The following is a 24,779-nucleotide window of genomic DNA, read 5'->3' as shown; positions in this document are numbered from 1 at the left end:
CGGCCGTGTCATCGACGAAGCCGCACCGCCGTTCCGGGGCCACCGATCAGGATGATCGGCGCGCGGCGATCACCCGCCGCTTGACCCTGCGCACCACATTCGCCGCCCGCGTCCGCGCACGGGGTCCGACCTTGGGCAAGGGCGCCGCGAGCACCATCGCCGCGATCGTGTCGAGCGCGACGTCGAGCACCTCGCCGTCCGACGGCGGCGGTACGTCGCCGGCGTCATGTTCGGGCGACACCACCAGATCGTCGAGGTCACCGACGACGTCGTAGCCGGCGTCGCGGACCGCCGCGACCATCCGCCGGGACTCCCCCGCCGCCCACTCCCGGCTCTTGTCCGAGAGTCCCTGGGGCGGGCCGGACGGGGCCTCGAACAGGATCTCCCCGATCACCTGCCCCTTGATGATCCGCTCGTATCGGCGCCACTCGATGACGTCCGGCTGCAGGCGGCGGTTGAGGCCGCGCAGGAACTCGGCCTGCGGCGCGGACAGCGAACTGTTCAGGCTGGGGACCGGAATCCGCAGCGGGACCGGATCGATGTTCATCACGCGCAGGAACCGATCCCAGAGCGTGTCGCCCGACGCCGCCCCGCGGGGCGGCACCGTGACGATGTGGACGCGCTCGGGTCCGACGACACGCGACCAGCGTTCCAGGATCCCGACGTAGTCCTGGAACTCCCAGAACGGCTCCTCGTCGACCTCGTCGGCCGGGGCATCGTCAGCGGGGGTGCTGACGACGACGGGACCGCCGGTCCGGCGCCCCTCGGAAGCGAAGGCCACCGAATCCACGAACTCGTCGAACGACGCCCGGCGCTGGTTCTTCACGTTCTCCTGCCACACGGACGGGAGCTGGCGGCCGAGGTCGCGGACGGTCGCGATCACGTGGACCTCGTCGGCGAAGGACAGGTCGGCCATCAGCCGCTCGATCTGGTCGACGGTCGCGGTGCTGTACAGCTCGTGCGACAGCAACGAGATCTGCGGCCAGGCCCGGATCTGTCCGAGGAGCGTCGGCCAGGTGCCGGCGAAGGCAGGATCGACCCAGTCGAGGTATCGCTCCGGCTGCAGGTGCACCGCGGCATGGAAGTGATCGGAGATCACGTTGCCCGGGTACAGCAGCCCGGAGGACTGCAAGGCCAGGTCGCGGTTTCGCCAGAGGCGATCCTGGAGGTGTGTGGTCCCGGTCTTGGGAAGGCCGATGTGTACGTAAACGACGGACATGATGGGTCCACCGTAGACATAAGTTCACGATGATTCTTATTGGCCGACGCGGCGGCCCGCCGTTCCCGACGCATGGATTTTGGCGGGCTGACCCCGGCTGGTAGTGTTGTGCGCTGTTGCGGTGACGCCGTGGAGATGCTTCACGCGCCGACACCGCCCGGTGCGAGTTCAGCCCCCAGCGCCGACCGCCCGACCCGAACAGACAGACATATCCACCAGCAACGACAGAGGTAACCCGCGTGGCAAACATCAAGTCTCAGATCAAGCGCAATCGCACCAATGAAGCGAACCGCCAGCGCAACCAGTCGGTGAAGTCGGCCCTTCGTACCGCGATCCGCAGCTTCCGTGAGGCTGTCGAGTCCGGCGACAAGGCGAAGGCCGCCGAGCTCGGCCAGACCGCCAGCCGCAAGCTCGACAAGGCTGCCAGCAAGGGCGTCATCCACGCCAACCAGGCCGCCAACAAGAAGTCGGCCATCGCCCTCGCGGTCAACAAGCTCTGATCTGACGCCGCCCCCGGTCGGCCCGACGGTTGATCCGTCACCACATCTTCAAACCTCGATCACCCCGGCAGCATCCACGCGGTTGCCGGGGTGATCGACGTTTCTGTCTGGCGCCCTACCGCTGGTAGAGCCGGTACGCTTCCCCCGCTGGTTGAGCCGGCCCCGAGCGGAGCGAGGCGCCGAGTCGAAGCCACTCTCGCGCCCCAACTGAAGTCCGGCCCCGACGATCAGCTCCGCCGACGCCCGTCCGGCCGGAGGTCGGCGACCGTGGCGACGGCGTGGGTGAGGCTGTAGTCGGGGTCGGCGGCCTGCCCCTTCACATCCGCGTTGAGCGCGGCGACCACGCCGACCGCCCGCGCGATCGACTCCGCATCCCACGCCTTGGCCTTCGCCTGCACGTTCTTGACCCGGTTAGGTGGCATGCCGAGTTCGCGGGCCGCATCGAAGTGGTTGATCGACCCCATGGGCCGGATGCGAGCGATGGCGTGGACGGCCTCGGCGAGGGCGTCGGCCAGCAGCACCCGCGGCACGCCGTGGTGCAGCGCCCAGGCCAGGGATTCCAGCGCGCCGGCACGGTCGCCCGTCACCGCCCGGTCGGCCACCTCGAATCCGGTCACCTCGGGACGGCCCTGGTAGTACAGGCGCACGGTGTCGCGATCGACCTTGCCGCCGGTGTCGGCCACGAGTTGCGCACACGCGGCGGCCAGCTCGCGCAGTTCCGATCCGACGCCTTCGACCACCTGCTCGACGACATCGGCGCCTACCTTCACGCCCAACGATCGGAACTCGTTGCGCACGAACGTCATCCGCTCCGACGGCCACTTCGGGGCGGTCGTCTCGTGTTCAACGGCCCCGGCCTTCTTCAACGCGGGGACCATCGACTTCGCCCGGCCCCCGCCGTGATGGATCACCATCAGCGTGATGCCCTCGGGCAGCGACGACGCGGTCGCGGCGATGAGCGCGGCCGGCTCCTTGCCCGCGTCGGCGGCGGCCTCGACGACAACGATCCGCTCTTCGGCGAACAGCGACGGACTGAGCAGCTCCGCGAGTTCGTGTTCGCTCACGTCGCCGGCACGTACCCGGGTCACCGGCACCGGGGTGCCCGCCGCTTTCGACGCGGCGTCGACCACGGCCGAGATCACCCGGCCGGTGAGGAAGTCGTCGTCTCCGAGCAGCAGGTGCAGGCGATCGGTCACGGCGACAATGGTGCCAGACGGCGCCGACACGATCACCGGACCGCCGCCCGGCCAACCGAATACGACAAAGTGGACGGGTCCTGTGGGCGAGTGAATCCGGTCGATCGCGGGCCGTTACGGTGAGCTTCTGCCATCGGCCCACCGACATTCCAGGAGTTGCCCGCTGACTGTCGAGCATCCCGGCACCGACACGGGTGCCGACACCGACGAGGGATACCAACGCGGGCTCACCGCCCGCACCGTGCAGATGATCGCGATCGGCACCGGCCTCTTCTACGGCGCGGGTGGCGCGATCGAGAAGGCGGGACCGGCACTCATCCTGGCGTACGCGCTCGCCGGCCTCGCGATCTTCATCGTCATGCGCGCTCTCGGCGAACTCCTCATCTACCGGCCGATCTCCGGCGGCATCAGCGAGTACGCCGACGAGTTCCTCGGACGGTTCGCCGGTTTCAGCCAGGGGTGGACCTATTGGGCCGTGTGGACGACGACGTGCATGGCCGAGATCACCGTGGCGGGCAAGTACATCAACTACTGGTGGCCCTCGGTGCCGGTGTGGGTCGCCGCCCTCATCGCGCGCTCATCGTGCTGTTCGGCGCGAACCTGATCTCTGTCGGGGTGTTCGGACGCGCGGAGTTCTGGTTCTCCGCCATCAAGGTCACCGCCATCCTCGGCATGATCATCGTCGGCATCGGTGTGCTGCTCCCGATCGCCGGGCTGGGGCCCGAGACCGGTCCGTCGGTGACGAACCTGTGGAACGACGGCGGCTTCTTCGCGACCGGCTTCAGCAACGCGATGCTGAGCCTGCAGATCGTCATGTTCGCCTATGTCGGCGTCGAGCTCGTCGGCGTGACCGCGGGCGAGGCGCAGAACCCGCGTGTCACGCTGCGCAAGGCGATCAACACCGTTCCGTTCCGCATCGGGATCTACTATGTCGGCTCGCTGCTGGTGATCCTCTCGGTCCGCAGCTGGACGGACTTCCAGGCCGGCGAGAGCCCCTTCGTCTCGGTCTTCTCCTACATCGGCATCCCCGGCGCCGCGGGCATCGTCAACTTCATCTTGCTCACCGCTGCCCTCTCGTCGTGCAACTCGGGCATCTACTCGACCGGGCGCATGCTGCGCTCCCTCGCCCACACCGGCGACGCCCCGCGGCAGCTGACCCGACTCTCGAACCGCAAGGTCCCGGCCGTCGGCATCACGCTGAGTGCCGCGGTCATGGCGATCGGCGTGGTGGTGAACGTCGTCGATCCCGTACACGCCTTCGCCTACATCACCGCGGTGTCGACGGTCGGGATCATCGTCATCTGGTCGACGATCCTGCTGTGCCAGATGGCCTACCGCCGGAAGGTCGCGCGCGGTGAACTGCCGCGCTCGGACTACCGGGTCCCCGGCGCCCCGGTCACCACCTGGCTCGCACTCGCCTTCCTCGCTCTCGTCTTCGTCCTGCTGTTCTTCGATCGCGACGGTCGGATCGCGCTCGTCGTCGGGGCGGTCTGGTTCGCCGCGGTCGGCGTCGGCTACATGGTGTGGAACCGCACCGCAGGCGCACTGGCCGATCGCGAGGTCTGACCGCGGGCAGCCTCATCCGAACGGCGAGGGCACCTCCACACTCGCCCAGCCCACGCCACCAAGGGTGCGCGCGCACACGACCATCCACCACAGTTCGGGGGCGAGGGCGCGCACCAGCAGTTCACCCACGAGCGCGCCGACGCCGTCGGGCGGCCCGATCGCACCGATGAGCGCGGCTAGGGTGCCGACCACACTGATCACCGCGACGACCGGGGCGACGAGAAGGTTCGCCACGATTCCCACCACCGAGAACGTGCCGGTCACCACGACCACGATCGGCGCCGTCACCACCTGCGCGGTGACCGCCATCGCAAACACCTCGGCGACACCCGGCGGACAACGCCACTCGCGCAACCGGTCACGGAGTCGTGGAGCCCACAGCACGATGGCGGCGGTGGCGGCCACCGACAAGGCGAACCCCGGTTGCAGCGCCAGCTCGGGCCACCACAGGAGTCCGCCGACGACCGCCGCACCGAGCGCCGGGAACGCCTGCGCCCGACGAGAGGCGAAGAGCGCCAACACACCCACCGCTCCCATCAACGCGGCACGCACCACACTCGGCGACGGCCGGACGAGCACCACGAATGCCAGGATCACCACCAGCCCGACGACCGCGGCCGCCCGCGGTGGGACACCCACACTACGAACCACGAGAAGCGCTGCCCCGCAGACGATCGCGAAATTGCTGCCGCTCACCGCGGTCAGATGGCTCAGGCCGGCGTCGCGGAAATCGTCCCGCAGGCCGTCGTCGAGGGAGCTCTCGTCGCCGAGCACGAGACCGGGCAGGAGTCCGGCCGCGTCCTCGTCGAGCGCCCGCGCGGCCAACACCTGCAACCGTTCCCGGATCGCACCGGCCACCTGCTGGTGGGCGGGCGGCGAGCCGACGACCCGGGGCTGCTGCGCAGTCAGGGTCGCCACCAGCAGCGAGTGCTCGGGCGGCGGCCGCACCCGCGCGACCGTGAGCACCCGTTGCCCGGGCAACAGTCCCGACCACTCCCCGAGATCCCCCATCAGGTCGGCGGAAGCCGTCGGAACACGATGCGAACCAACCTGTTCCACGTCGACGCGCAGACGGACGCGTCCGGCCGACGAGGGCCCGACAACCACCGGGTCCCCACGCACGGTAAGTACGACCGTCGACTTCCCGGTCGACGCGGCCAGCGGGTGATCGGAGCGGACCTCCTGCCGGATCGCCAAGGAAGTCGCGCACACCGCGGCGAGTCCGGCCACGACGATGATCAAACCGACCGCGTCCCATCCGAACCGGCCGCCGGCACAGATCAGCGTGCCGACCGAGGCCACCGCGCCCGAACAGATCGCCAGCCCGAGCGTGTACCCGGGCGGCATCACCAGCCCGAACGCCGTCACCGACCACACCGCCACCGCCGGTACCAGCAGGCGGTAGTCCACCCGTCAGACCGTCACGAGATCGCGCAGTCTGGCCAGGCGTGCCGGACCGATCCCGTCGACCTCGGCCAGCTGGTCCACGGAGCTGAAGCGCCCGTTGCGATCCCTCCACGACAGGATGGCCTTCGCGGTCACCGGCCCCACCCCGGGCAACTCGTCGAGGTCGGCCTCGGTGGCGGTGTTGAGGTTCACGAGTCCGCCGGTGGCCGGCGGACCACCCGAACCGCCGGCGGGAGCACTTGCATCTGCCGGGGGTGCACCCGCGGGTGCGGGTGGCGCGCCCGAGGCCCCGACGACGGCACTGCGCAGCGATATCTCGCCCTGCCCGCCCGCGTAGCCGACGAGGATCTGATCGCCGTCCCGGAGGACCTGCGCGAGGTTCAGCGACAGCAGATCCGCGTTCTTGCGCGCGCCCCCCGCCCGGTCGATCGCGTCGGCGACCCGCGCCCCGGGCGTGAGTTGCACCAGACCCGGCGCGTGCACCAAACCGACGACACTGACCACCATCTGCGCCGGGGTCGATTCGGTCGGCACGGCCGGCGGCGTCGACGGGTCCGACATCGACGAGGTGCCGGCCACCGCACCGAAATCCACGACCGGCGCCGACTCCGACCCGCGGAACAGTCCGAAGGCCGCCACGGCACAGACGACGACGCCGACCGCGATCAGCGCGAGAGCTGCCGGTGGCGCGACCGCGAAGCGCCGTCGAGGGATGGGATCGTCGTCGAAGTCATCGTCATCCTCGGCACCGTCGCCGCCGACACTGTCGCCGCCGTCGGCGTCCGACCCTCGACGCTGGGTTCGCGGCGGCGTGTCGAGCCATGTCGGCATCCCGCCGATCCCCCACCCTGGATGCTCGGGTTCCTCGACGGGGCCGAGCGGGTCGTCGATGTCCGGAGCGAGCGGCGACTCGGGGTCGATGCCCGCCTTACCGTCCCGTCGGCCCGGCAGATCGGCCACCGGCGCCAGCCGGTCCAACGGGTTCGGCCGTCCTGATGCGCTCATGACGCCACACGCTAGGTGGCACAGCCGCCGCTGCTCCGCACGCGAGCCGCGGAGCCCGCGATCTGTGGACGGTCAGCGCGAGCTGTGGATGGCGCCGAGCCCGGCGCGCCGGACCGCTAGGACTCGCCGAGACCCTCGATCGGTTCGAGGTGCGCAGCGATCACGACGCCCACCGCGCCGGGGCCGACGTGGGTGCCGAGGATGGGACCGAGATCGACGGTCAGCTCGGAGGTCACCACCCGCAGCCTGGCGTGGACGGCCGCGCGCAGTTCCTCGGCCACGTCCGGGCTCTGACAGTGCTGGATGCCGACCGTGACCGCGCGGCCGCCCGCGGAGTCGGCGGCCGCATCGACCATCTTGTCCAGCGCCTTGGAGAACGTGCGATGACGTTCCTTCAGCGTCAGGGTCCCGTCGACCATGTGCAGGATCGGTTTGATGGACAGCGCCGAGCCGAAGAGCTTGCCCGCGGCGCTGATCCGGCCACTGTTGCGCAGATTGTCGAGCTGCTGCACACACAGCAGCGAGTCGACGGTCGCTGCCTGTCGGATGGCGGACTCGTACACGCGGTCCCGGTCGGCTCCCCCGGCGGCGGCCTGGGCGGCCGCGACGGCGGTGAAACCGACTGCGAGACCGACAGATCGGGAATCGACGACCCGAACCTGCCCGGAAAACTTCTCCGCGGCCATCCGCGCCGAACTCCAGGTCCCCGACAACCGGCGCGACATGTGCACGGCGACGACGCCGGCACCCTGACTCGCCTCGAGCGCGGACTCGAAATGTTCGGAGAGGTCGTTGGGGTTGGCACCGGAGGTGGTCACGCCCGGCGTCGTCACGATGTCGGCCGGGATGTCGTCGACACCTTCGCGGTAGTCCTCGTCGCCGACGGCGAGGTGCAGTGGGACCTGCCGAATCCCGTAGTGCTCGGTCACCGACCGCGGCAGTCGGGACGAGGAGTCTGTGACGACGACGACAGGCACGCGTCTACGTTAACGGGTTCACGCGCCGGGCCTCCACGGGCGTCGGGGTCGGGCCCGCGGTGTCGCGATTCGCGCGCCGCCGGACGGCGTCGACGACCGGGGCGACCAGGTCGGCGATGCCCCGATGGCACGAGAAACCCCAGTGGATTCCGTCGGGATTCATCTCGGCGGTGTCGTCGCCGAAGGCGTCCCTGGTGACCGGGTAGAAGTCGACACACGGTAGGCCGTGGCTCGACGCCCATCGCGACATCGCCGCGGTCGTCGGGATCCGCCCGGCATGGACGTTGCCGTAATACGGACTGCGGTGGGTGGGCGGCAGGCACACGACGATCGGGAGGTCCGGACGCAACTGGGCGAGCGCCGCGCGGATCTTCTCCAGGTACTCGATCGTGACGTGCGGCGGCAGCGCGAGCGGCCATCCGAGGTGCGACCCCCGCGGTTGTATCCACGCATAGGCCGCGCGTACTCGCTGCCGCAACCCGTTCGGCCTGATGTAGCGGATCTGCTCCCGGAAAGCCGTCGGAAGCGGCGAGGGCAGCGTGTCCATACCTCCGAATGCGAGCACGACGACGTCGGCGCGGGGCACGGTGGCCCAGATGTTCGGGTCCTGGGTGAGGGCCCACCAGACGTCCCGGCTCGTCCACCCGATCCGGCCGAACAGCCGCACCTCCGAACGCGTCGCAGCGCCCACGAGCATCGGCCAGATCCGAGGGTCATCCGCGGGCAGACCGCCCTGCGGACCGTAGTACGCGAGCGAGTCGGACAACACCAGCACACATCGCTCCCGCGCATCGGCAGCGGATGGACCGGGTCCGGCGGCCTCGGTCATCGGCGGACGTCGCTCACTGCACCGCCGGGTCGGAGTCCTCGGCGGACGCGTTCCACACGTCCAGGCGCCACCGCGGCAGTTCGCCGGGCATGCTGTGCCCCGACAGCTGCACCCAACTCGTGTTCGCGAGCCCCCCGAAGACGGGCCAGTTCTCGACCGGCAGCCCGAGCAGCGCCGCGGTCATCGCCGCGATCACTCCCCCGTGGGCCACCAGCACCACCGGCGCCTCCGGGTTGTCGCCGACGCCCCACTCCGGCAGCAGCTCGATCAACTCGTCGACCAGGGGGGTGGAGCGGCGGGCGACGTCGACGCGGCTCTCCCCACCCGGCGGCGTCCAGGTCGCGTCATCGCGCCAGACGGCGCGCGCGCCCGGCATCGCGGCATCGACGTCGAGGTGCGTCAGACCCTGCCACTCACCGAGGTGTGTCTCCCGTAGGCGTACGTCGGTGGTCACCGGCAGACCGGTTCGTTGCGCGAGCGCCTCGGCGGTGTCGCGGGCCCGCCGCAGATCCGACGACCAGATGACCACCGGTTGCCGCTTGGCGAGCTCGACCGCGGCCGAACCAGCTTGCCGGACACCGAGTTCGGACAGGTCGGTGTCGATCTGGCCTTGCATCCGGCTCGCCGCGTTGTACTCGGTCTGACCGTGCCGCAACAGGATCAGGCGCCGCACCACCGGGGTGAGACGTTCGACGGCGGTGTCGTGTGAGTCGGGACCGCCACTCACGACAGCCCGTCCACCTCGACCACCGGGCAGTCCTTCCACAGACTCTCCAGCGCGTAGAAGCGTCGTTCATCGGTGTGCTGGATGTGCACCACGATGTCGGCGTAATCGAGCAGTGCCCAACGACCTTCGCGCGTGCCCTCGCGCCGCAGCGGCTTGTGGCCGGCCTCCCGCAGCTTCTCCTCGACCTCGTCGACGATCGAGTTCACCTGACGCTCGTTGTCGGCGGAGGCGATCACGAAGGCGTCGGTGATCACCAACTGCTCCGACACGTCGATCACCGTCACCTCATGGGCGAGCTTCTCGGCCGCGGCCAGGGCGGCCACCTTGGCCATCTCCAGCGCTTCAGCTGACGCAGTCACACTTGTCCTCTCATTCGGTCACGGCCTGTTCGCCCAGGGCGCGGCCCGACCCGTCGGTATCGCCCTGCAACTCTCCGGGAGGAATTTCCTCGGGCGGGAGCCGCTCGGGGCGGTTGGCCCCCGGAAGCGCCGGGGCGGAGACACCGGGCGACGACGCCCGGGGCGCACGATACAGCTTCCGCTTGGCGATGTACTGCACGACGCCGTCGGGCACCAGGTACCAGACGGGCCGACCCTGCAACGCGCGCGTCCGGCACTCGGTGGACGAGATCGCCAGCGCCGGGATCTCGAGCAGATGCAGGGTGTCGGCGGGCATGGCCTCGAGATGGTGGGCCAGGTGCGTGGCGTCGAGCTCGTACCCCGGGCGGCTCACGCCGACGAATCGGGCGAGGCCGAACAGCTCTTCCCAGTCCTGCCACGACAGGATGGATTCCAGCGCGTCGGCACCGGTGATGAAGTACAGCTGGGCTTCCGGGAGCAGCGCTCGCAGGTCGCGGAGCGTGTCCACGGTGTAGGTGTCGCCGTCCCGGTCGATGTCGACACGACTGACGCTGAACTGCGGATTCGACGCGGTCGCGATGACCGTCATGAGGTAGCGGTCCTCCGGCGGGCTCACCGTCGTCGCCTCGCCGATCTTCTGCCAGGGACGGCCGGTCGGGACGAAGATCACCTCGTCCAGCGAGAACCGGTGGGCGACCTCGCTGGCCGCGACGAGGTGCCCGTTGTGGATCGGGTCGAACGTGCCGCCCATCACGCCGATACGGCGCGCACGCGGGCGGTCGGGTGACATGGACGGTCAGTCTACGCGTCGAGCACTGATGCGAATCGGCAGCGCTGGTCAGATCGGCAGGAGGTCGGCGATGACCGTGCCCAGTTGTGTGGCGTTCCGGCATTCGAACATGTCGATCACGTCCGCGTAATCGGTCGCGACCGAGTCACCCGTGCCCCAGTGCTGCTTGGCCTCCGGGTTGAGCCAGTAGGCGTGCCGGGCCCGTTCCACCAGTTCGGCGAGCGCGTCGGCGTGCGGATCGTGATAGTTGTTCCGCCCGTCCCCGAGGATCAGCAACGCACCCCGGTGGGTCAGCGAATCGCCGTAGTCGGCGACGAACCCGGCCAGCATGTTGCCGTAGTCCGAGTGACCGTCGCGGGTGGAGATCCGCGCGGCGGAGATCATGTGGTGCATCGCCGCACCGAAATCCTCTTCGCCGTGGTCGAAGTAGTCGGTCACCTCGTCGACGGTGTCGACGAAGGCGAACACCCGCACCTTCGAGAACTGTTGCCGCAGTGCATACACCAAGCGCAACGTGAACTGACTGAACCCGGCCACCGACCCCGACACGTCGCAGATGATGATGAGTTCGGGCCGCCCCGGTCGCGGCTTGCGGTGACTGAGTTCGATGGGCACCCCACCGGTGGACATCGAGGCGCGCAGCGTCTTCCGGACGTCGACCGCGCCGCGGTGAGCGCGCCGTCGCCTCGTCTCGAGCTTCGCGGCCAGCAACCTCGCCAGTGGCTCGATGGTCTTGCGAATCTCCACCTGTTCTTTGGCACCCGCCGACAGGAAGTTGACGTTCTCGGGTAGCGGGGGCACCGCGTAGGCGCCGACCTTCTGGCGGCCGTTGCGGTCGGCCATGCGCCGCTGGGTCTCTCGCTCGATCGCCGCACGCAGATCGTTGGCCTTCTGGCGCGCCGCCTGCCGGTAGAGCGGTTCCGTACCGGCCCGGCCGCCGTCCCCATCGCCATCACCGGCCATGGCCGCCGCGATCTTCGCGATCAGTGTCTGCGGACTCACCGCGGTGATGGCCTGATAGGCCGAGAACGCCTCGCCCCGAGTCGATCCGTACCGCCCCAACTCGTCGACGATCATCGCGATGGCCTGGTCGAGCCGGCCGTCGTTCGCCGACGCGTCGTCGGCGAGCATCTCCGCCAGCGCGTCCCGGACCGCCTCGACATCGAGCTCGCCGTCGGGGGTGCGCGGAAGATCCTCGGTCACGGTGCGCATTCCGGCGCCGACCGGGAACCACAGGTCGAAGACCCGGTCGAACACACCGCGATGGGCGTGATCGACGAGCAGTGTCGTCGCGAGCCCCTCGCGTAGATGGGGGCGTTCGAGGAGGTCGAGGACCTCCATCGCACTCGCCGCATCGATCAGCGCCGACGGCCCGACCACGATCCCGCGACGACGCAACTCGTCGACGAAATCGGTGAGGTGCGCGACGAGCGGAGCCGTCATCAGCCCAGCTTGAGTTCTTTGAGAGCCGTCTTGAGGTCCGGCCGGTGCTTCAGCACGACACCGAGAGTCCGTGCGATGAGCCCGTCGTCGAATCCGCCACCGCTCTTCGCCGTGGCCTTCTCCCCGGCTCCCAGCGCCAACAGCGTGTTCGCCCAGTCGATCGTCTCGGCCACCGACGGTTTCTTGCGGATGTCGAGTGTGCGTAGGACACCGACGATCCGCACCAGCTCGGCGCTGAGCGAATCCGACAGGTTCGGCACCCGCGACGCGAGGATCTCCTTCTCGCGCTCGGCATCCGGGAAGTCGATGTAGAGGTACAGACAACGACGCTTGAGTGCCTCGGACAGTTCACGGGTCGCGTTCGATGTCAGCAAGACGATCGGACGACGCTGAGCGGCAACGGTTCCCATCTCCGGGATGGTGATCGCGAAATCGCTGAGCACTTCCAGCAGCAGACCCTCCATGTCGACGTCGGCCTTGTCGACCTCGTCGATGAGGAGCACGGTGGCACCCTCGCGCGAGATCGCCTTGAGCAGCGGCCGCGGCAGGAGGAACTCGTCGGAGAAGATGTCGGCCTTGGCCTCATCCCACGCGCGGTCCCCCGTCGCCTGGATGTGCAGGATCTGCTTGGCGTGATTCCACTCGTACAGCGCGCGGGCCTCGTCGATGCCCTCGTAGCACTGCAGGCGGATGAGTTCGGCATCCGTGGCCGCCGCGATGGACCGGGCGAGTTCGGTCTTGCCGACACCCGCCGGCCCCTCGACCAGCAACGGCTTGCCGAGACGGTCGGCCAGGAAGGTCGAGGTCGCGGTCGCGTCGTCGGCGAGGTAACCCGTCGCGCGAAGGCGACCGACGACGTCGTCGACACCCTCGAACGACGGCACGACGGCCGGGCCCGAGCCGGTGTATCCCGCGGTCCCCGCGTCCGGGGTCGTCGCGCTCATCAGGCGGGCCGCACGTGGCCGTTGCCCCAGACCACCCATTTGGTCGAGGTCAGTTCCGGCAGACCCATCGGGCCGCGGGCATGGAGCTTCTGGGTGGAGATGCCGATCTCGGCGCCGAAGCCGAACTGCTCGCCGTCGGTGAAGGCGGTCGATGCGTTGACCATGACGGCGGCGGCATCCACGCGCCGGGTGAACTCGTCGGCGGCCGCCAGGTCGGTGGTGATGATCGCCTCCGTGTGGCCGGTTCCGTAGGTGTCGATGTGGGCGACCGCGGCGTCGAGCCCGTCGACCACCTTCATCGCGATGTCCATCGACAGGTATTCCATGGACCAGTCGTCCTCGGTGGCCGGCTCCATACCCGGCTCGTCGCCGTGGATGACCACGCCCTGGGTCTGCAGCACCGAGGTGATCCGCGGCAGCGCGTCGGCCGCGACAGCCTTGTCGATGAGCACGGTCTCCGCGGTGTTGCAGACACTCGGCCGGCGGGTCTTGGAGTTGAGGATGACACGCGCCGCGACATCGAGGTCGGCGAGTGCGTGGACGTAGACGTGGCAGTTGCCGACGCCGGTCTCGATCGTCGGGACCGTCGCATTCGACACCACGGCCTCGATGAGGCCCGCGCCGCCACGGGGGATGACCACGTCCACGAGTCCGCGCGCCCGGATGAGCGCGGTCACGCTGGACCGATCGTCGCTGGGCAGCAGCGACACCGCATCCGCGCTGACCCCCTTGGCCGACAGGGTCTCCCGCAGCACGCGCACGAGTTCGGCGTTCGACGACGCGGCCGACGACGAGCCACGCAGCAGCACCGCGTTCCCGGACTTGAAGGAGATCCCGAACGCATCAACGGTGACGTTGGGGCGCGCTTCGTACACGATGCCCACGACCCCCAGGGGCACGCGCAGCTGACGCAGCTGCAGCCCGTTGGGGAGGGTCTTCCCCGCAACCACCTCACCGATCGGGTCGGGGAGCACGGCGACCTGCCGCAGACCGTTGGCGATACCGGCCACGCGCGACGCGTCGAGCCGCAGCCGGTCGAGCAGGCTCACCTCGATGTCGGCCGCCTCGGCACGTGCGATGTCCTCGGCGTTCGCGGCGAGGATGGTGTCGGTGGCCGCCTCGATGGCGTCGGCCGCGGCGAGCAGGACCTCGTTCTTGCCCGCGGTCGTCAGACCGCTCAGCGAGCGGGACGCCGACTTGGCGGCACGGGCAAGCCCGAGAACGACCTTCTCGGTGTCGGACTTCTCGGCGCCGGAGCCGCCTTCGGCGACGGACTGCTCTGCGGTGGGTGCGCTCATCAACATCCTCGACTTCGGTGGTTCCGGGCGCAACCGCCCGGACAGTGCCGTTCTCAGAGTAACGCCGCAGTTTCGGAGTCCCCAACGAGATCCACGGTCGGCGCCTCAGGCGAGTGCGAGGAAGAGTTTCTCCAGCTCTGCCTCGGTCAACGGCGGTTGCTCACCGTCAACGGTCTCGATGCACTGCCGCATTCCCGAGGCCACGATCTTGAAGCCGGCGCGGTCGAGCGCGCGGGACACCGCGGCGAGCTGGGTGACCACATCCTTGCAGTCACGCCCGGCCTCGATCATCGCGATCACGCCGGCGAGCTGCCCCTGCGCTCGGCGTAGACGGTTGAGGACGGCACTCATCGCATCGTCGCCGACGGCCACGTGGGGCCTCTTGTCATCGGCCATCGAGGCCTCCTCGCTGTCGTGCACCACCGACGTCCGGTTGGGTGCTGAATTCTTGACGTCAAGATACCCCCATGGGTATGTTAGCCGCCAGGCGGATACCCCCAGGGGTATATACGAAAGGAAATCCATGGCGCCGATCACACCTCTGTCCGACGAGGCGACCACTACCGACCCCGCGGGCTCCCCGCCCGGGGGCCTCGGCCGGTGGGGTGCGGCCATGGCCGCGCACGCCCGCTGGGTGTTCGGCGTGTGGCTCCTCGTCCTGCTCGTCCTGGGAGCCGCGGCGCCGTCGGTGTTTTCCGCACTCGCGGGCGCGGGCTGGCAGGCCGACGGGTCGGAGTCCGTGCAGGTCCGCGAGCTGGCTCAGCAACATTTCGGCGGGAACTCGTCGGCAGCGGTCCATGTGGTCGTCCACTCCGAGCGCGACACGGTCGACGGTCCCGCGATTCGAGAGGTGGTCGGCGAGATCGCTGCACTGGCGGGGACGGACAGCCGGTTCGCCCAGGTCGTCCCGCCACAGCCCGGCACGTCGATCAGCCCGGACGGCCACACCGGGATCGTCATAGTGGGCGCGGCCGCCGACACCGACGAGATGGTGCGCGCTGTCGATGAGCACAAGGACGCGTTGATCGCCCTGTCCGGAAACGGGATCGAGGTGTACCCGACGGGTGCCTCGGCCCTGTGGAGCGACTTCAACGAGGCCAATCACGACGCGATGATCAAGGCCGAGCTGTTCTCATGGCCGGTCACGCTGACGATCATGGTGCTCGCCTTCGGGTCGCTCGTCGCGGCCGGTCTCCCATTGTTGCTGACCATCGCCGGTCTCGTCGCATCCGCGGGCGGCCTGGTGTTGTTGAACCAGGTCACCCCGATCTCGGTGTGGGCCATGAACTTCGCGATGATGTTCGCGCTGGCGCTGGGCATCGACTACGCACTGTTCCTGGTGTCGCGGTTCCGCGACTCGGTCCGGGAGCACGGCGACGACATGCGCGCGGCGGTGGCGCAGACGATGGACACCGCAGGCAAGGCGGTGTTGCTGTCCGGCATCACGGTTCTGGTGAGCCTGTCGGCCGTGCTGCTGGTTCCGGCACCGGCGGTGCGCACGATGGCGGTGGGCATCATGCTCGCGGTGGCCTTCGTCCTCGCGGCAACCCTCACTCTCCTACCCGCCGCGCTGGGCGCCCTGGGTGGCCGGATCAACGCGGTCTCGCTGCCGTACGCGCGCCGCCAGCAGCACCGATCGCCGGTGTTCGCACGCTGGGGCGGCTTCCTGCAGCGCCATCCGTGGGCTGTCGCCACCGGCTCCCTGGTTGTTCTCGTCGCGCTCGCGATCCCGGTCGTCGGGTTGAAGGTCGCTATGCCCTCCATCGGCGTCGTCCCGGCCGACGCGCCCGTCCGCCAGGGCTATGAACTCGTGCAGTCGCAGATGGGCGAGGGCGCACCGGGGATGCTGCAGATCGTCGCACCCGCCGACGAGGCGCAGCAGGCCGCCGCGGTCGCGGCGCAGTCCCCGGGGATCACCATGGTCACTCCCGCGACGCCGGCCGCGGACGACTCGGGCCTCGTTCTCATGCAGGCTCTTCCGACCGTCGACCCGTCCGCCGGCCAGATGGCCACAATCGTCGACGACCTGCGTGACGCATTGCCCGACGGCGCTCTCGTCGGCGGCGCGCCCACCGAGAACCTCGACCTGCAGCACGCTCTGAACGACTACTTCCCGCTGGTCGTCGCCGTCATTCTCGTCCTCGGTTTCGTCCTGCTGCTGGTGTCACTCCAAGCGCCGCTGATCGCACTCATCGGCACTGTGGTGAGCCTGCTGTCCACCGCCGCGGCGTTCGGCGTCGCGAAGCTGATCTTCCAGGACGGGCACCTGGCAGACCTGCTGGGCTTCACACCTCAGGGATTTCTCGACGGCTGGGCCCCCGTGTTCTTCTTCGCCATGATCTTCGCGATCGCGATGGACTACACCGTGTTCCTCCTCGCCACCGCCAAAGAACACTACGAACGCTCCGGGGATCCATCGACCGCGCAGGTCGACGGCATGGCCCACTCCGGGCGGATCATCTTCGCCGCAGCTGCGGTCATGGTCGCCGTCTTCTTCACCTTCGCCCTGGCCCAACCACTCCCTCCGAAGGAGATGGGGATCATCCTGGGTGTGGCAGTCCTGCTCGACGCCGTCCTGATCCGCCTCACCCTCCTGCCGGCGCTGCTACGCATCACCGGCCGGGCGGCGTGGTGGACACCATCCTGGTTGCGCCGGATCCTCCCGTCGATCAGCTTCAAGCATTGACCTCACCCGAATCGGGTACACGCCCCTTGAGGGCCGACAAGAAAGGACACACGATGTCACTCGCACTGACCACCACGCTGCCGCACCCCTTCCCGGAGGCGGTCGAACGGACCAGAGCCGCGCTCGCCGATCAGGGATTCGGCATCCTCACCGAGATCGACGTCCAGGCGACGCTCAAGACGAAACTCGACGAGGACATGGAGCCGTACCTGATACTCGGCGCGTGCAATCCGCCGCTGGCGCATCGGGCGCTCGGCGTCCAGCGGCAGATCGGGTTGCTGTTGCCGTGCAACGTCGTCGTTCGCTCCGACCCGGGGAACCCCGACCACACGCTGGTCGAGGCGATGAACCCCGATCTCATGGTCCAGGTCTCGGGCGAACCGGACCTCGAACCGGTCGCACGTGATGCCGCGGTGAAGTTGCGCGCCGCGATCGATTCCCTGACCGCACAGTCCTGAACCCCTTGCACATTCGTCCGAGACCACCGGAGTTCTCATGACCCACTTCGATTTCTACTTCGACCCCGTGTGCCCCTTCGCCTGGGCCGCATCGCGATGGCTCATCGATCGGGCTCAGGCACACGATGCCTCCGTCGACTGGCACGTGATGAGTCTGGCCATCCTGAATGAGGACCAGGAGCCGGATTCCGACGAGCAGCGGCAGCAACTCGACACCTCGCGGCGACTCGGACGTGTGTTGATGGCGGCCGTCGACGAGTCCGGGACCGATTCGCTCGAACCCCTCTATTCGGCGATCGGCCGACGGCTCCACCATGCGGGCGACGAGATGACGCCCGCGGCGGTGTCGGAGATCCTCGTCGACACCGGCCTCCCCGCCGGCCTGGCCGAGGCCATGGACGACGAGTCGTTCGACGACGCCCTGCGCGCGTCGCATCAACGCGGCCAGCATGCTCTGGGCGAGGCCGGCGGGAGCCCCATCACCGGGATCGACGGCAACCATTTCTTCGGTCCCGTCCTCTCCGACATCCCGACCGGTGACGAAGCGGACGCACTTTTCTCGTCTCTGGTGACGCTCGCGGGCGTCTCGGCATTCGCACAGGTGAAGCGGCCGGCGGGAGGACCTCCGTCGTTCTCGGACTGATCTCGGCGCGCATCCCGCCCGTCTCCCGCCTACTGTGACGCCGTACAGATGTCCGAAGACGGGAGCGATCGGGAAGTGGCGTGGCTTCTCCTGGTGACCGCGGGTCTGGTCGAGATCATCTACATGGCAGCTCTGGAGAAGTCGAACACCTTCACACGTCCGATGTGGACGGCCCTGTTCATCATCGGGGTGATCGTGAGCATGGCCGGTGTCGCCTACGCGATCCGCTCGATCCCCCTGGGCACGGCCTACGCGGTCTGGGTGGGGATCGGCGCGGTCGGTACCGCGATCTACGGAATCCTGTTCCTGCGAGAACCGGCCGGCCTCGCTCGGCTCGGATGCATCTTCCTCATCCTCACGGGTGTCGTCGGACTGAACCTGTTGCACAACTCGGAGGGCGCGGGCGCGCATTGACGCGGCGGCGCATGGTCGTCAGTCCGCACACCGCAGCGCCTCCGACAGGACGCGTCGGGAGGGCTCGTCGACCGTCAATCTGTATGCAGCCGTGACGGTCACGAACTGTATCGCATACTGGCACCAGAATCCCCGGACCGGCGGCATCCAGCGCGCGGGTTCGGAGTCGCTCTTGTCCTGGTTCGAACGCCCGTCGACGGCAACGAGATTGGCGGGATCGTTCGCGAAGTCCAACCGCCGGTCGGGCGGCCACGCCCACGCTCCCATGTCCCAGGCGTACGACAACGGCACGATGTGGTCGATCTGCACCGCCGACGCGCTCCGATCGCGCCGGAAGACCACGAAGTCGCCGGTGTACGGGCTCCGCAGTTCGCCCGCCAGTACGGCACGCGGACAACTCGACGTCGGGCCGGCTCGGATGTCGCGCAGATCCCGGGCGAGCACGTCGTTACGGGTGTCGCATCCGTTGCCGCCTCCGGGTACGGACGCGGCGTCCGACCACGCGGTGCCGAACGCGGACCGGTCGTAATCCTGTCGGTCGGTACGCCCCGCACTGATCGGGATCGAGGCGAGCAGCGACGCCGCCTGCCCCGCCATCGCCCGAATCCTCGGGTCGGTGTCGGGACCGGCCCGAAAGGCGTCGACGCCGACGGCGACCACCACTGCTGTGACGACCGCGGCGACGAGCACCGCCCACTGCCGTGGCGACCAGGACGGCGAGTCCCGCGGCGTCCAGCGCATCCATCGGATCCGCATGCGGAGTCGTCGCAGCGTCGGCGAACGCATCACCATGCATTCTCAGACGCACACGGCGACCTTCTGGTTCCGTGTGTCGATCGGCCGGGTACCGATGTCGCAGAACGTGGCGCCAGGCGCACCGACACGCGACAACTGGCCTCGGGCCGAGCCGGTCAGGACTTGTCGAGGTACGCGATCTTGTTCGGGACGAGGATTCCGTCGACGAGGTCGGCGAGCGGCCGGTGTTCGAGCAGCGTGATGTCCTCGCTCACCACGTCTTCCGCGAGATCGCGGGCGTCCTCGATGACCTCGACGTCATCGAGCAGGGACAGGAACCGCAACGACGTGTTGACGCCCGACTGTAGGGACCCGAGCAGATCACCCTCCCGCCGTTGCTCGAGATCGACTCGCGCGAGCTCGAATCCGTCGTTCGAACCGGCCACGGCGCGGAGGCGGTCCATCGACGGCGAGCCGTCCCGGGCATTCGTCATCAACAGGCACAGACCCGCATGCCGCCCGCGTCCCACACGACCGCGCAACTGATGCAGCTGGCTCACGCCGAACCGATCGGCATCGACGATGACCATCGTGGTCGCATTGGGCACGTCGACACCCACCTCGATGACGGTGGTGGACACCAGCACGTCCACCTCGCCCCGACCGAAAGCATCCATGACGGCGTTCTTCTCGTCGGCGGGTAGGCGGCCGTGCAGGAGCTCCACGCGTCGGTGCGCGAACGGGCCGGCGACGAGGGCCTCGTACTGCTCGAGGACCGAGGTCGTCCGCGGGCCCTTCTCCTCGTTGTCGTCGGGCTCGGGTTCGGGCCCGTCGCCGATGCGCGAGCACACGACATAGACTTGACGGCCGGCGTCGATCTCCTCGTTGGCGCGCGACCACACCCGGTCGACCCATGAGGATTTCCCGGTGGGCACCACCGACGTGGTGATCGGCTGCCGGCCGCGCGGCAGCTCCCGGAGGACCGAGGTCTCGAGGTCACCGAAGGCGGTCATGGCGACGGTCCGCGGGATCGGCGTCGCGGTCATCACGAGGAAATGCGGTATCCGTCCGTCGCGACCCTTGCCGCGCAACACATCTCGCTGCTCCACGCCGAAGCGGTGCTGTTCGTCGATCACGACGAGTCCGAGGTCGAAGAACTCGACCTTGTCCTCGAGGAGCGCGTGGGTCCCGATCACGATCCCGGCCTGGCCCGTCACCACGTCGAGGAGCGTCTCGCGCCGGCCCTTGGTCTTCATCGAACCCGTCAGCAGCGCGAGGCGCGTCGCGCCGTCGGCCGCGGTCAGTTCGCCCGCCTCGGCGAGGTCGCCCAGCATCGTCTTCATCGTCCGGTAGTGCTGTGCGGCAAGCACTTCCGTCGGGGCCAGGATGGCACACTGGTACCCGTTGTCGACGACCCGCAGCATTGCCAGCAACGACACGAGTGTCTTCCCGGACCCGACCTCGCCCTGTAACAGCCGCGACATCGGCTGCGCGCGGGCCAGATCCTCGGCGAGCTCCTCCCCCACCTCGACCTGACCGTTGGTCAGGGTGAACGGGAGTCGGTCACGCAACTTGTCCTCGAGACCGCCGGGCACGCGTGGACACGGTGGCGCCGACTCGCTCCGCCCCGCCAGCCGGCGCTGCGCCAGCACGGTCTGGATGGCCAGCGCCTCATCGAACTTCAGCCGATGGGCGGCGACCTTCACGTCGTCCTCGGCATCGGGCAGGTGGATCTTGCGGATCGCCTCGTCGGTGCTGACGAGACCCCGCGCGCGGCGTTCGGCTTCGGTGAGTGCGTCGGGAATCGGCGCGCTCTCACTCAGGACCCGACGGACCGCGCCGAGGATGTCCCAGGTCTGAATGTTCTTGTTGGCCGGGTACATCGGCAGGATGTCGCGGTCGAACATGGTGACCAGGGGGTGATCGCCGCGCTCTCCGGTGATCTGCTCCTCGATCGCGTACATCTCGGTCAGCATCTTGGAACCGACGACGTCCTCGATCTCCGGATCGCCGTCGGGAAGGATCATCCATTCCGGATGCGACAACTGGATCTGGTCGCGGAAGTACTTGACCGCGCCGGCCATCATCACCCGTGCACCGGGTCGGAACAGCCCCTTGAGGCGGTGGGCGTTGAAGAAGCTGGCCTCGTAGACGTCGTTGTCGTCGGTGACCTTCACCTTGAGGAACGACCCTTTGCGGCTCCTCATCTTGATGAGATCGGACTTGGTGATCCGTCCGACGATCGTCAGCCACTCACCCGGTTCGGGCCGCTCCTGGTCGACCACGTGGCCGCGTCGGATGTACCGGCGGGGCGTGTACCGCAACAGCTCCCCGACCGTGTGCACGCCGACGGTGGCGAGCTGTTCGGCGGGCTTGGTCCCCAGGACGTCGGACAGCGAATCCGACAGTGCCAGTTCGGTCACTCCACACCCACCTGGACGAGATCGGTGCGCTGTCCGGTGCGGTACACCGCCAATTCGATGCCGGGGTAGCTGCGCCGCATCTGCTCCTCGACGGCCTCGAGGGCGGCCTCGTCGACCTCGACCCCGGCGAGCACCGTGACGAGCTCGCCTCCGGTGGAGAGCATGAGGTCGACGAGGGCGGTGCACGCCGACGTCTGATCCGGCGCCACGACGAGCACGTCGTCGCCGATCAGCCCCAGCACGTCACCGACCTCGCTCATCCCCGCCAGCGTCATCATCCTCGTGGTTGCCGACTGCAGCGATCCCCAGCGTGCCCCGGCGGCGGCCTCGGCCATCGCGTAGGCGTCGACGTCGGGGACCTCGCTCGGATCGTGCACGGCGAGAGCGGCGAGGCACTGGGTCATCGACGACGTCGGCAGCATCAGGACCGAACGCTGGGTGGACCGCACCTCGGTGGCGACCGTGACGAGATCCTGCGATGTCAATGCGCCGTTGGCCATGACGACGACGTGCGCGCTGTCGGTGTCGCGGATCGCGCGGCCCAGCTCGTGGGCGGAGAGTCCGTCGTCGGCGCGCAGCACGACCGCACCGGCCTCGCCGAACAGTTCGGCCGCGCCGTCACCGGACACGACGACCACCACGGCCCGTTTGTGCCGAGGCGGCGGCTCAGCCGAATCCGCCTGTGTGCGAATGGCATCGAGCGCGAAGCAGGTGATCCGGACATCCGAGAGCTGCCCGATGCCCGCGCCGGCCTCGACCGCCGCACCCGGGTGGCAGGTGTGAACGTGTACCGAGAAGCGTTCGCCCTCACCGCTGGAACTGTCGCCGACGATCACCACCGCGTCGCCGAGTTCGTCCAGACGTTCGCGCAGTTCGGCGATCTGCTCACCGGCCGCGCCGTCGAGGAGGTACATGACCTCGAAATCCTGGTCGCTCCCGTCGAGGCAGCTGTCGTCCGGTCCGTGACCCAGTGTGGTGCTGTCGGTGAGGATGCCCCGGTAACGCCGGCGGCGGTGCGAGACGCCGGTGATGACCTTGACCATGGCGTCCACGATCGCGAGGAAGCCACGCCCGCCCGCGTCCACCACGCCCGCGTTCGCGAGCACCGACAGCTGTTCCGGGGTGCGTTCGAGCGCTTCGGCGCAGTCGTCGGCGACGGCGCGCACCTGGTCGGCCGGGGACTCGTGCTCGTGCGCCGCGGCCGATTCGGCGGCGACCCGCACCAGCGTGAGGACCGTACCCTCGCGCGGTTCGCTCACCGCACGGGTCGCCGCGAGCGAACCGAGACGCAGACCCAGCGTCGACAACTCGGCGAAGGTCAGGGCGTCGGTGTCGCCCAGGATCTCCGCACCGTCCGCGAGTCCGACCAGCACCTGCGAGAGGATGATCCCCGAGTTGCCCCGCGCCTGCGCCACCGCGCCGTCGGCCATCGCGCGGGCGACCTCGGGCAGCGACGCGTCGGGCGGCGCCTTCTCGACCGCCTCGGCCGCGGCCCGCATCGTGAAGAGCATGTTGCTCCCGGTGTCCGAATCGGGGATCGGGAACACGTTGAGGTCGTTGATCTCGCCGCGCAGCGACTCGAGCTGTTCGACCGAGACTCGGGCCCAATCGCGCAGCAACTGCGGGTTGACGGTGCGGGCGATCACACGGTGGCTCTTTCTCGCAGACGCGGCGCGCGACGTACTGTGCTCTCGCGCGCAACGTGACCGGCTGATGAGGTTGTGGGCAAGGTTACTCGGGGTGTCCGACCGTGCGGCGCGACCGAGCGGGACCGGGTGGCGGATCGGCTCGGATTTGGTCACGCCACCACGACCTGGTTATCCTTGCAGGGTTGCCTTTCGCCTCGAGCGCGCACACCCACCGGTGGTGCCGATCGATCCGAGCGGCTGACCACCAGACCATGATCATCTACCAAGGGAGTTCGACGATGGCTGCCGTCTGCGATATTTGCGGCAAGGGCCCGGGCTTCGGCAAGTCGGTGTCTCACTCGCACCGCCGTACCAACCGCCGCTGGAACCCGAACATCCAGTCCGTTCGCGTGGAGGTCGCCCCCGGCAACCGCAAGCGCAAGAACGTCTGCACCTCCTGCCTGAAGGCCGGCAAGACCGCAGCTGTCTGACCTCCTCGCCCGTCCGCGGGTGGGAGTTCGAGAGCACGAGACCCGATGCCATGAGCGCAAGCTCCCCGGCATCGGGTCTTTGGTGTGTGCGCGATAGGGTTTCGCGCATGGCCTCATCGAACCCCACCACCCCCGCTGCCGTAGACGCCTCCGACGCTCTGGTGCACGAGCGCAACGGCGTCCTCACCATCGCGGTCTCGACGACAGGTGCGGGCAACTCGCTCGACGACGCCGCCCTCGCCGCGGGAACCCAGGCACTGCGCGAGGTCGCGCGTGGACAGCGTGACGTGGGGGCGGTCCTGCTCGTCGGGCTGGGCAAGAACTTCTGCGCCGGCGGCAACGTCCGCGCCTTCGCCGGTGCGGACGACCGCCCGACCTATCTGCGCGAGATCGCCGACAACTTCCATCAGCTCGTCGGCGCCCTGTACGAGGCGGACCGCCCCGTCGTCGTCGCCGCGAAGGGCTGGGCCGCCGGCGCGGGCATGTCGCTGGTGTTGCACGCCGACGTCGCCGTCGGTGGTCCGTCGACCCGGCTGCGGCCCGCCTACCGCGGTATCGGTCTCACCCCCGACGGGGGTCTCACCTGGACCCTCCCCCGCGCTGTCGGCGCTGCCCGGGCACGCCAGATCATCTTGACCGACCGCGTCATCAGCGCCGACGAGGCCCAGCAGTGGGGGCTGCTGTCGGAGATCGTCGCCGACGACGAGGTCGATTCCGCCGCGCGCACGTCCGCCGAGGCCATCGCGTCGGGTCCCCGTGACGCCGACGCGATGACCAAGCATCTGTTGTCCGTCTCCGCCGACACCACGCTGGTCGAGCACCTCGCCCTCGAAGCCCGCTCCATCTCCGAACGGTCCGGACTGCCCGAGGGCATCGAGGGAGTCGACGCCTTCGTCGGCAAGCGCGCGCCGGACTTCACCCGGGGCCGCGCCACCACCGCCCCCTGATCCGAAAGAACGACATGACCATTGCTCCCTGAGGTGCGAGGAGCGCCAGCGACGAGCCACGAAGGGCCTGGTGAGACAGGTTGCGGAGCCCTTC

General features: G+C 68.9%; 23 protein-coding genes and 1 pseudogene. 8 read left to right on the top strand and 16 right to left on the bottom strand.

All coding sequences use genetic code 11. From position 1 onward, the window contains the following. Positions 1 to 46: 46 nt before the first annotated feature. Entirely contained in the window at positions 47 to 1,219 is a 1,173-nt protein-coding gene (locus KB201_RS19765) for a hypothetical protein (protein WP_058252098.1), read from the bottom strand. 239 nt (positions 1,220 to 1,458) lie between these two features. On the opposite strand from KB201_RS19765, the gene rpsT reads away from it, so the two are divergent. After that, the gene (gene rpsT / locus KB201_RS19760; RefSeq protein ID WP_004023072.1) at positions 1,459 to 1,719 is read left to right on the top strand and encodes a 30S ribosomal protein S20; all 261 of its coding nucleotides are present in this window, start codon (positions 1,459 to 1,461) and stop codon (positions 1,717 to 1,719) included. 227 nt (positions 1,720 to 1,946) lie between these two features. Here the strand turns inward: rpsT and holA are convergent, their stop codons facing one another. Further along, positions 1,947 to 2,915 (bottom strand): DNA polymerase III subunit delta, encoded by a 969-nt coding sequence (gene holA, locus KB201_RS19755; RefSeq protein ID WP_068970238.1) that lies wholly within the window; start codon positions 2,913 to 2,915, stop codon positions 1,947 to 1,949. A 163-nt stretch (positions 2,916 to 3,078) separates the two neighbouring features. Between holA and KB201_RS19750 the strand changes: the two are divergent. Beyond that, positions 3,079 to 4,481 (top strand): annotated as a pseudogene (locus KB201_RS19750) (amino acid permease). Between the two features lie 12 nt (positions 4,482 to 4,493). Here KB201_RS19750 and KB201_RS19745 read toward each other — a convergent pair. The 11 genes from KB201_RS19745 to KB201_RS19695 all read right to left on the bottom strand — a co-directional run bounded on the left by KB201_RS19745 (position 4,494) and on the right by KB201_RS19695 (position 14,656). Further along, entirely contained in the window at positions 4,494 to 5,891 is a 1,398-nt protein-coding gene (locus KB201_RS19745) for a ComEC/Rec2 family competence protein (protein ID WP_211540148.1), read from the bottom strand. A 3-nt stretch (positions 5,892 to 5,894) separates the two neighbouring features. Continuing rightward, on the bottom strand, positions 5,895 to 6,893 hold the full coding sequence (locus tag KB201_RS19740; RefSeq protein ID WP_211540147.1) for a ComEA family DNA-binding protein: 999 nt from the start codon (positions 6,891 to 6,893) through the stop codon (positions 5,895 to 5,897). Between the two features lie 116 nt (positions 6,894 to 7,009). Continuing rightward, positions 7,010 to 7,870: a DegV family protein gene (locus KB201_RS19735; protein WP_058252102.1), complete on the bottom strand. Its 861-nt coding sequence runs from the start codon at positions 7,868 to 7,870 to the stop codon at positions 7,010 to 7,012. A gap of 4 nt (positions 7,871 to 7,874) precedes the next feature. Further along, positions 7,875 to 8,699 (bottom strand): diglucosylglycerate octanoyltransferase, encoded by an 825-nt coding sequence (gene octT, locus KB201_RS19730; protein ID WP_058252103.1) that lies wholly within the window; start codon positions 8,697 to 8,699, stop codon positions 7,875 to 7,877. Positions 8,700 to 8,712: 13 nt separating this feature from the next. Beyond that, entirely contained in the window at positions 8,713 to 9,426 is a 714-nt protein-coding gene (locus tag KB201_RS19725; RefSeq protein WP_058252104.1) for a histidine phosphatase family protein, read from the bottom strand. Further along, positions 9,423 to 9,785 (bottom strand): ribosome silencing factor, encoded by a 363-nt coding sequence (gene rsfS, locus KB201_RS19720; protein ID WP_004023080.1) that lies wholly within the window; start codon positions 9,783 to 9,785, stop codon positions 9,423 to 9,425. Before rsfS ends, KB201_RS19725 begins: the two co-directional genes overlap by 4 nt. A gap of 10 nt (positions 9,786 to 9,795) precedes the next feature. Continuing rightward, on the bottom strand, positions 9,796 to 10,575 hold the full coding sequence (nadD, locus tag KB201_RS19715; protein WP_058252105.1) for a nicotinate-nucleotide adenylyltransferase: 780 nt from the start codon (positions 10,573 to 10,575) through the stop codon (positions 9,796 to 9,798). 48 nt (positions 10,576 to 10,623) lie between these two features. Next, positions 10,624 to 12,018 carry a VWA domain-containing protein gene (locus tag KB201_RS19710; RefSeq protein WP_058252106.1) on the bottom strand — a complete coding sequence of 465 codons (1,395 nt, stop codon included), beginning with the start codon at positions 12,016 to 12,018 and terminating at the stop codon, positions 10,624 to 10,626. After that, positions 12,018 to 12,962, bottom strand: a complete 945-nt coding sequence (locus KB201_RS19705) for a MoxR family ATPase (RefSeq protein WP_175401209.1) — start codon at positions 12,960 to 12,962, stop codon at positions 12,018 to 12,020. Before KB201_RS19705 ends, KB201_RS19710 begins: the two co-directional genes overlap by 1 nt. Beyond that, a complete protein-coding gene (locus KB201_RS19700) occupies positions 12,962 to 14,260 on the bottom strand; it encodes a glutamate-5-semialdehyde dehydrogenase (protein WP_058252189.1) in 1,299 nt (432 codons plus the stop codon). Before KB201_RS19700 ends, KB201_RS19705 begins: the two co-directional genes overlap by 1 nt. Before the next feature lie 105 nt (positions 14,261 to 14,365). Beyond that, positions 14,366 to 14,656, bottom strand: a complete 291-nt coding sequence (locus KB201_RS19695; protein ID WP_197414683.1) for a metal-sensitive transcriptional regulator — start codon at positions 14,654 to 14,656, stop codon at positions 14,366 to 14,368. 127 nt (positions 14,657 to 14,783) lie between these two features. Here KB201_RS19695 and KB201_RS19690 point away from each other — a divergent pair, with 127 nt between their 5' ends. Genes KB201_RS19690 through KB201_RS19675 form a run of 4 tightly spaced genes read left to right on the top strand, consistent with a single transcriptional unit; the run spans position 14,784 to position 18,461 of the window. Further along, positions 14,784 to 16,946, top strand: coding sequence for an MMPL family transporter (locus KB201_RS19690; RefSeq protein WP_058252108.1), 2,163 nt, complete (start codon positions 14,784 to 14,786; stop codon positions 16,944 to 16,946). Positions 16,947 to 16,999: 53 nt separating this feature from the next. Further along, on the top strand, positions 17,000 to 17,404 hold the full coding sequence (locus tag KB201_RS19685; RefSeq protein WP_058252109.1) for a DUF302 domain-containing protein: 405 nt from the start codon (positions 17,000 to 17,002) through the stop codon (positions 17,402 to 17,404). Positions 17,405 to 17,441: 37 nt separating this feature from the next. Continuing rightward, positions 17,442 to 18,047 carry a DsbA family protein gene (locus KB201_RS19680; protein WP_058252110.1) on the top strand — a complete coding sequence of 202 codons (606 nt, stop codon included), beginning with the start codon at positions 17,442 to 17,444 and terminating at the stop codon, positions 18,045 to 18,047. 48 nt (positions 18,048 to 18,095) lie between these two features. Next, positions 18,096 to 18,461, top strand: coding sequence for a multidrug efflux SMR transporter (locus KB201_RS19675; protein WP_249146091.1), 366 nt, complete (start codon positions 18,096 to 18,098; stop codon positions 18,459 to 18,461). An 18-nt stretch (positions 18,462 to 18,479) separates the two neighbouring features. On the opposite strand, the gene KB201_RS19670 is transcribed toward KB201_RS19675, so the two are convergent. The 3 genes from KB201_RS19670 to KB201_RS19660 all read right to left on the bottom strand — a co-directional run bounded on the left by KB201_RS19670 (position 18,480) and on the right by KB201_RS19660 (position 23,265). Beyond that, positions 18,480 to 19,247: an HNH endonuclease family protein gene (locus KB201_RS19670; protein WP_374193958.1), complete on the bottom strand. Its 768-nt coding sequence runs from the start codon at positions 19,245 to 19,247 to the stop codon at positions 18,480 to 18,482. 125 nt (positions 19,248 to 19,372) lie between these two features. Next, positions 19,373 to 21,619 (bottom strand): ATP-dependent DNA helicase RecG, encoded by a 2,247-nt coding sequence (recG, locus tag KB201_RS19665; RefSeq protein WP_058252112.1) that lies wholly within the window; start codon positions 21,617 to 21,619, stop codon positions 19,373 to 19,375. Continuing rightward, positions 21,616 to 23,265 (bottom strand): DAK2 domain-containing protein, encoded by a 1,650-nt coding sequence (locus tag KB201_RS19660; RefSeq protein WP_058252113.1) that lies wholly within the window; start codon positions 23,263 to 23,265, stop codon positions 21,616 to 21,618. The genes recG and KB201_RS19660 overlap by 4 nt, the downstream gene beginning before the upstream one ends. Before the next feature lie 281 nt (positions 23,266 to 23,546). On the opposite strand from KB201_RS19660, the gene rpmB reads away from it, so the two are divergent. Beyond that, a complete protein-coding gene (gene rpmB / locus KB201_RS19655) occupies positions 23,547 to 23,738 on the top strand; it encodes a 50S ribosomal protein L28 (protein ID WP_004023092.1) in 192 nt (63 codons plus the stop codon). A gap of 107 nt (positions 23,739 to 23,845) precedes the next feature. Continuing rightward, on the top strand, positions 23,846 to 24,685 hold the full coding sequence (locus tag KB201_RS19650) for an enoyl-CoA hydratase/isomerase family protein (protein ID WP_058252114.1): 840 nt from the start codon (positions 23,846 to 23,848) through the stop codon (positions 24,683 to 24,685). The last annotated feature ends 94 nt before the right edge of the window (positions 24,686 to 24,779 follow it).

It is taken from the genome of Gordonia sp. SCSIO 19800, from assembly GCF_018132775.1.
In the GTDB taxonomy this organism is placed as follows: domain Bacteria; phylum Actinomycetota; class Actinomycetes; order Mycobacteriales; family Mycobacteriaceae; genus Gordonia; species Gordonia hongkongensis.
Note: the sequence above shows the minus strand (reverse complement) of the source record. Positions and strands in the feature narration are given on the sequence as shown.

Excerpts from the sequence above, each read along its gene's own strand:
- KB201_RS19765 (WP_058252098.1), bottom strand. The coding sequence starts at position 1,219 with ATGTCCGTCGTTTACGTACACATCGGCCTTCCCAAGACCGGGACCACA.
- KB201_RS19740 (WP_211540147.1), bottom strand. The coding sequence starts at position 6,893 with ATGAGCGCATCAGGACGGCCGAACCCGTTGGACCGGCTGGCGCCGGTG.
- octT (WP_058252103.1), bottom strand. The coding sequence starts at position 8,699 with ATGACCGAGGCCGCCGGACCCGGTCCATCCGCTGCCGATGCGCGGGAG.
- nadD (WP_058252105.1), bottom strand. The coding sequence starts at position 10,575 with ATGTCACCCGACCGCCCGCGTGCGCGCCGTATCGGCGTGATGGGCGGC.
- KB201_RS19710 (WP_058252106.1), bottom strand. The coding sequence starts at position 12,018 with ATGACGGCTCCGCTCGTCGCGCACCTCACCGATTTCGTCGACGAGTTG.
- KB201_RS19705 (WP_175401209.1), bottom strand. The coding sequence starts at position 12,962 with ATGAGCGCGACGACCCCGGACGCGGGGACCGCGGGATACACCGGCTCG.
- KB201_RS19700 (WP_058252189.1), bottom strand. The coding sequence starts at position 14,260 with ATGAGCGCACCCACCGCAGAGCAGTCCGTCGCCGAAGGCGGCTCCGGC.
- KB201_RS19695 (WP_197414683.1), bottom strand. The coding sequence starts at position 14,656 with ATGGCCGATGACAAGAGGCCCCACGTGGCCGTCGGCGACGATGCGATG.
- KB201_RS19690 (WP_058252108.1), top strand. The coding sequence starts at position 14,784 with ATGGCGCCGATCACACCTCTGTCCGACGAGGCGACCACTACCGACCCC.
- KB201_RS19685 (WP_058252109.1), top strand. The coding sequence starts at position 17,000 with ATGTCACTCGCACTGACCACCACGCTGCCGCACCCCTTCCCGGAGGCG.
- KB201_RS19680 (WP_058252110.1), top strand. The coding sequence starts at position 17,442 with ATGACCCACTTCGATTTCTACTTCGACCCCGTGTGCCCCTTCGCCTGG.
- KB201_RS19675 (WP_249146091.1), top strand. The coding sequence starts at position 18,096 with ATGTCCGAAGACGGGAGCGATCGGGAAGTGGCGTGGCTTCTCCTGGTG.
- KB201_RS19670 (WP_374193958.1), bottom strand. The coding sequence starts at position 19,247 with ATGCGTTCGCCGACGCTGCGACGACTCCGCATGCGGATCCGATGGATG.
- rpmB (WP_004023092.1), top strand. The coding sequence starts at position 23,547 with ATGGCTGCCGTCTGCGATATTTGCGGCAAGGGCCCGGGCTTCGGCAAG.
- KB201_RS19650 (WP_058252114.1), top strand. The coding sequence starts at position 23,846 with ATGGCCTCATCGAACCCCACCACCCCCGCTGCCGTAGACGCCTCCGAC.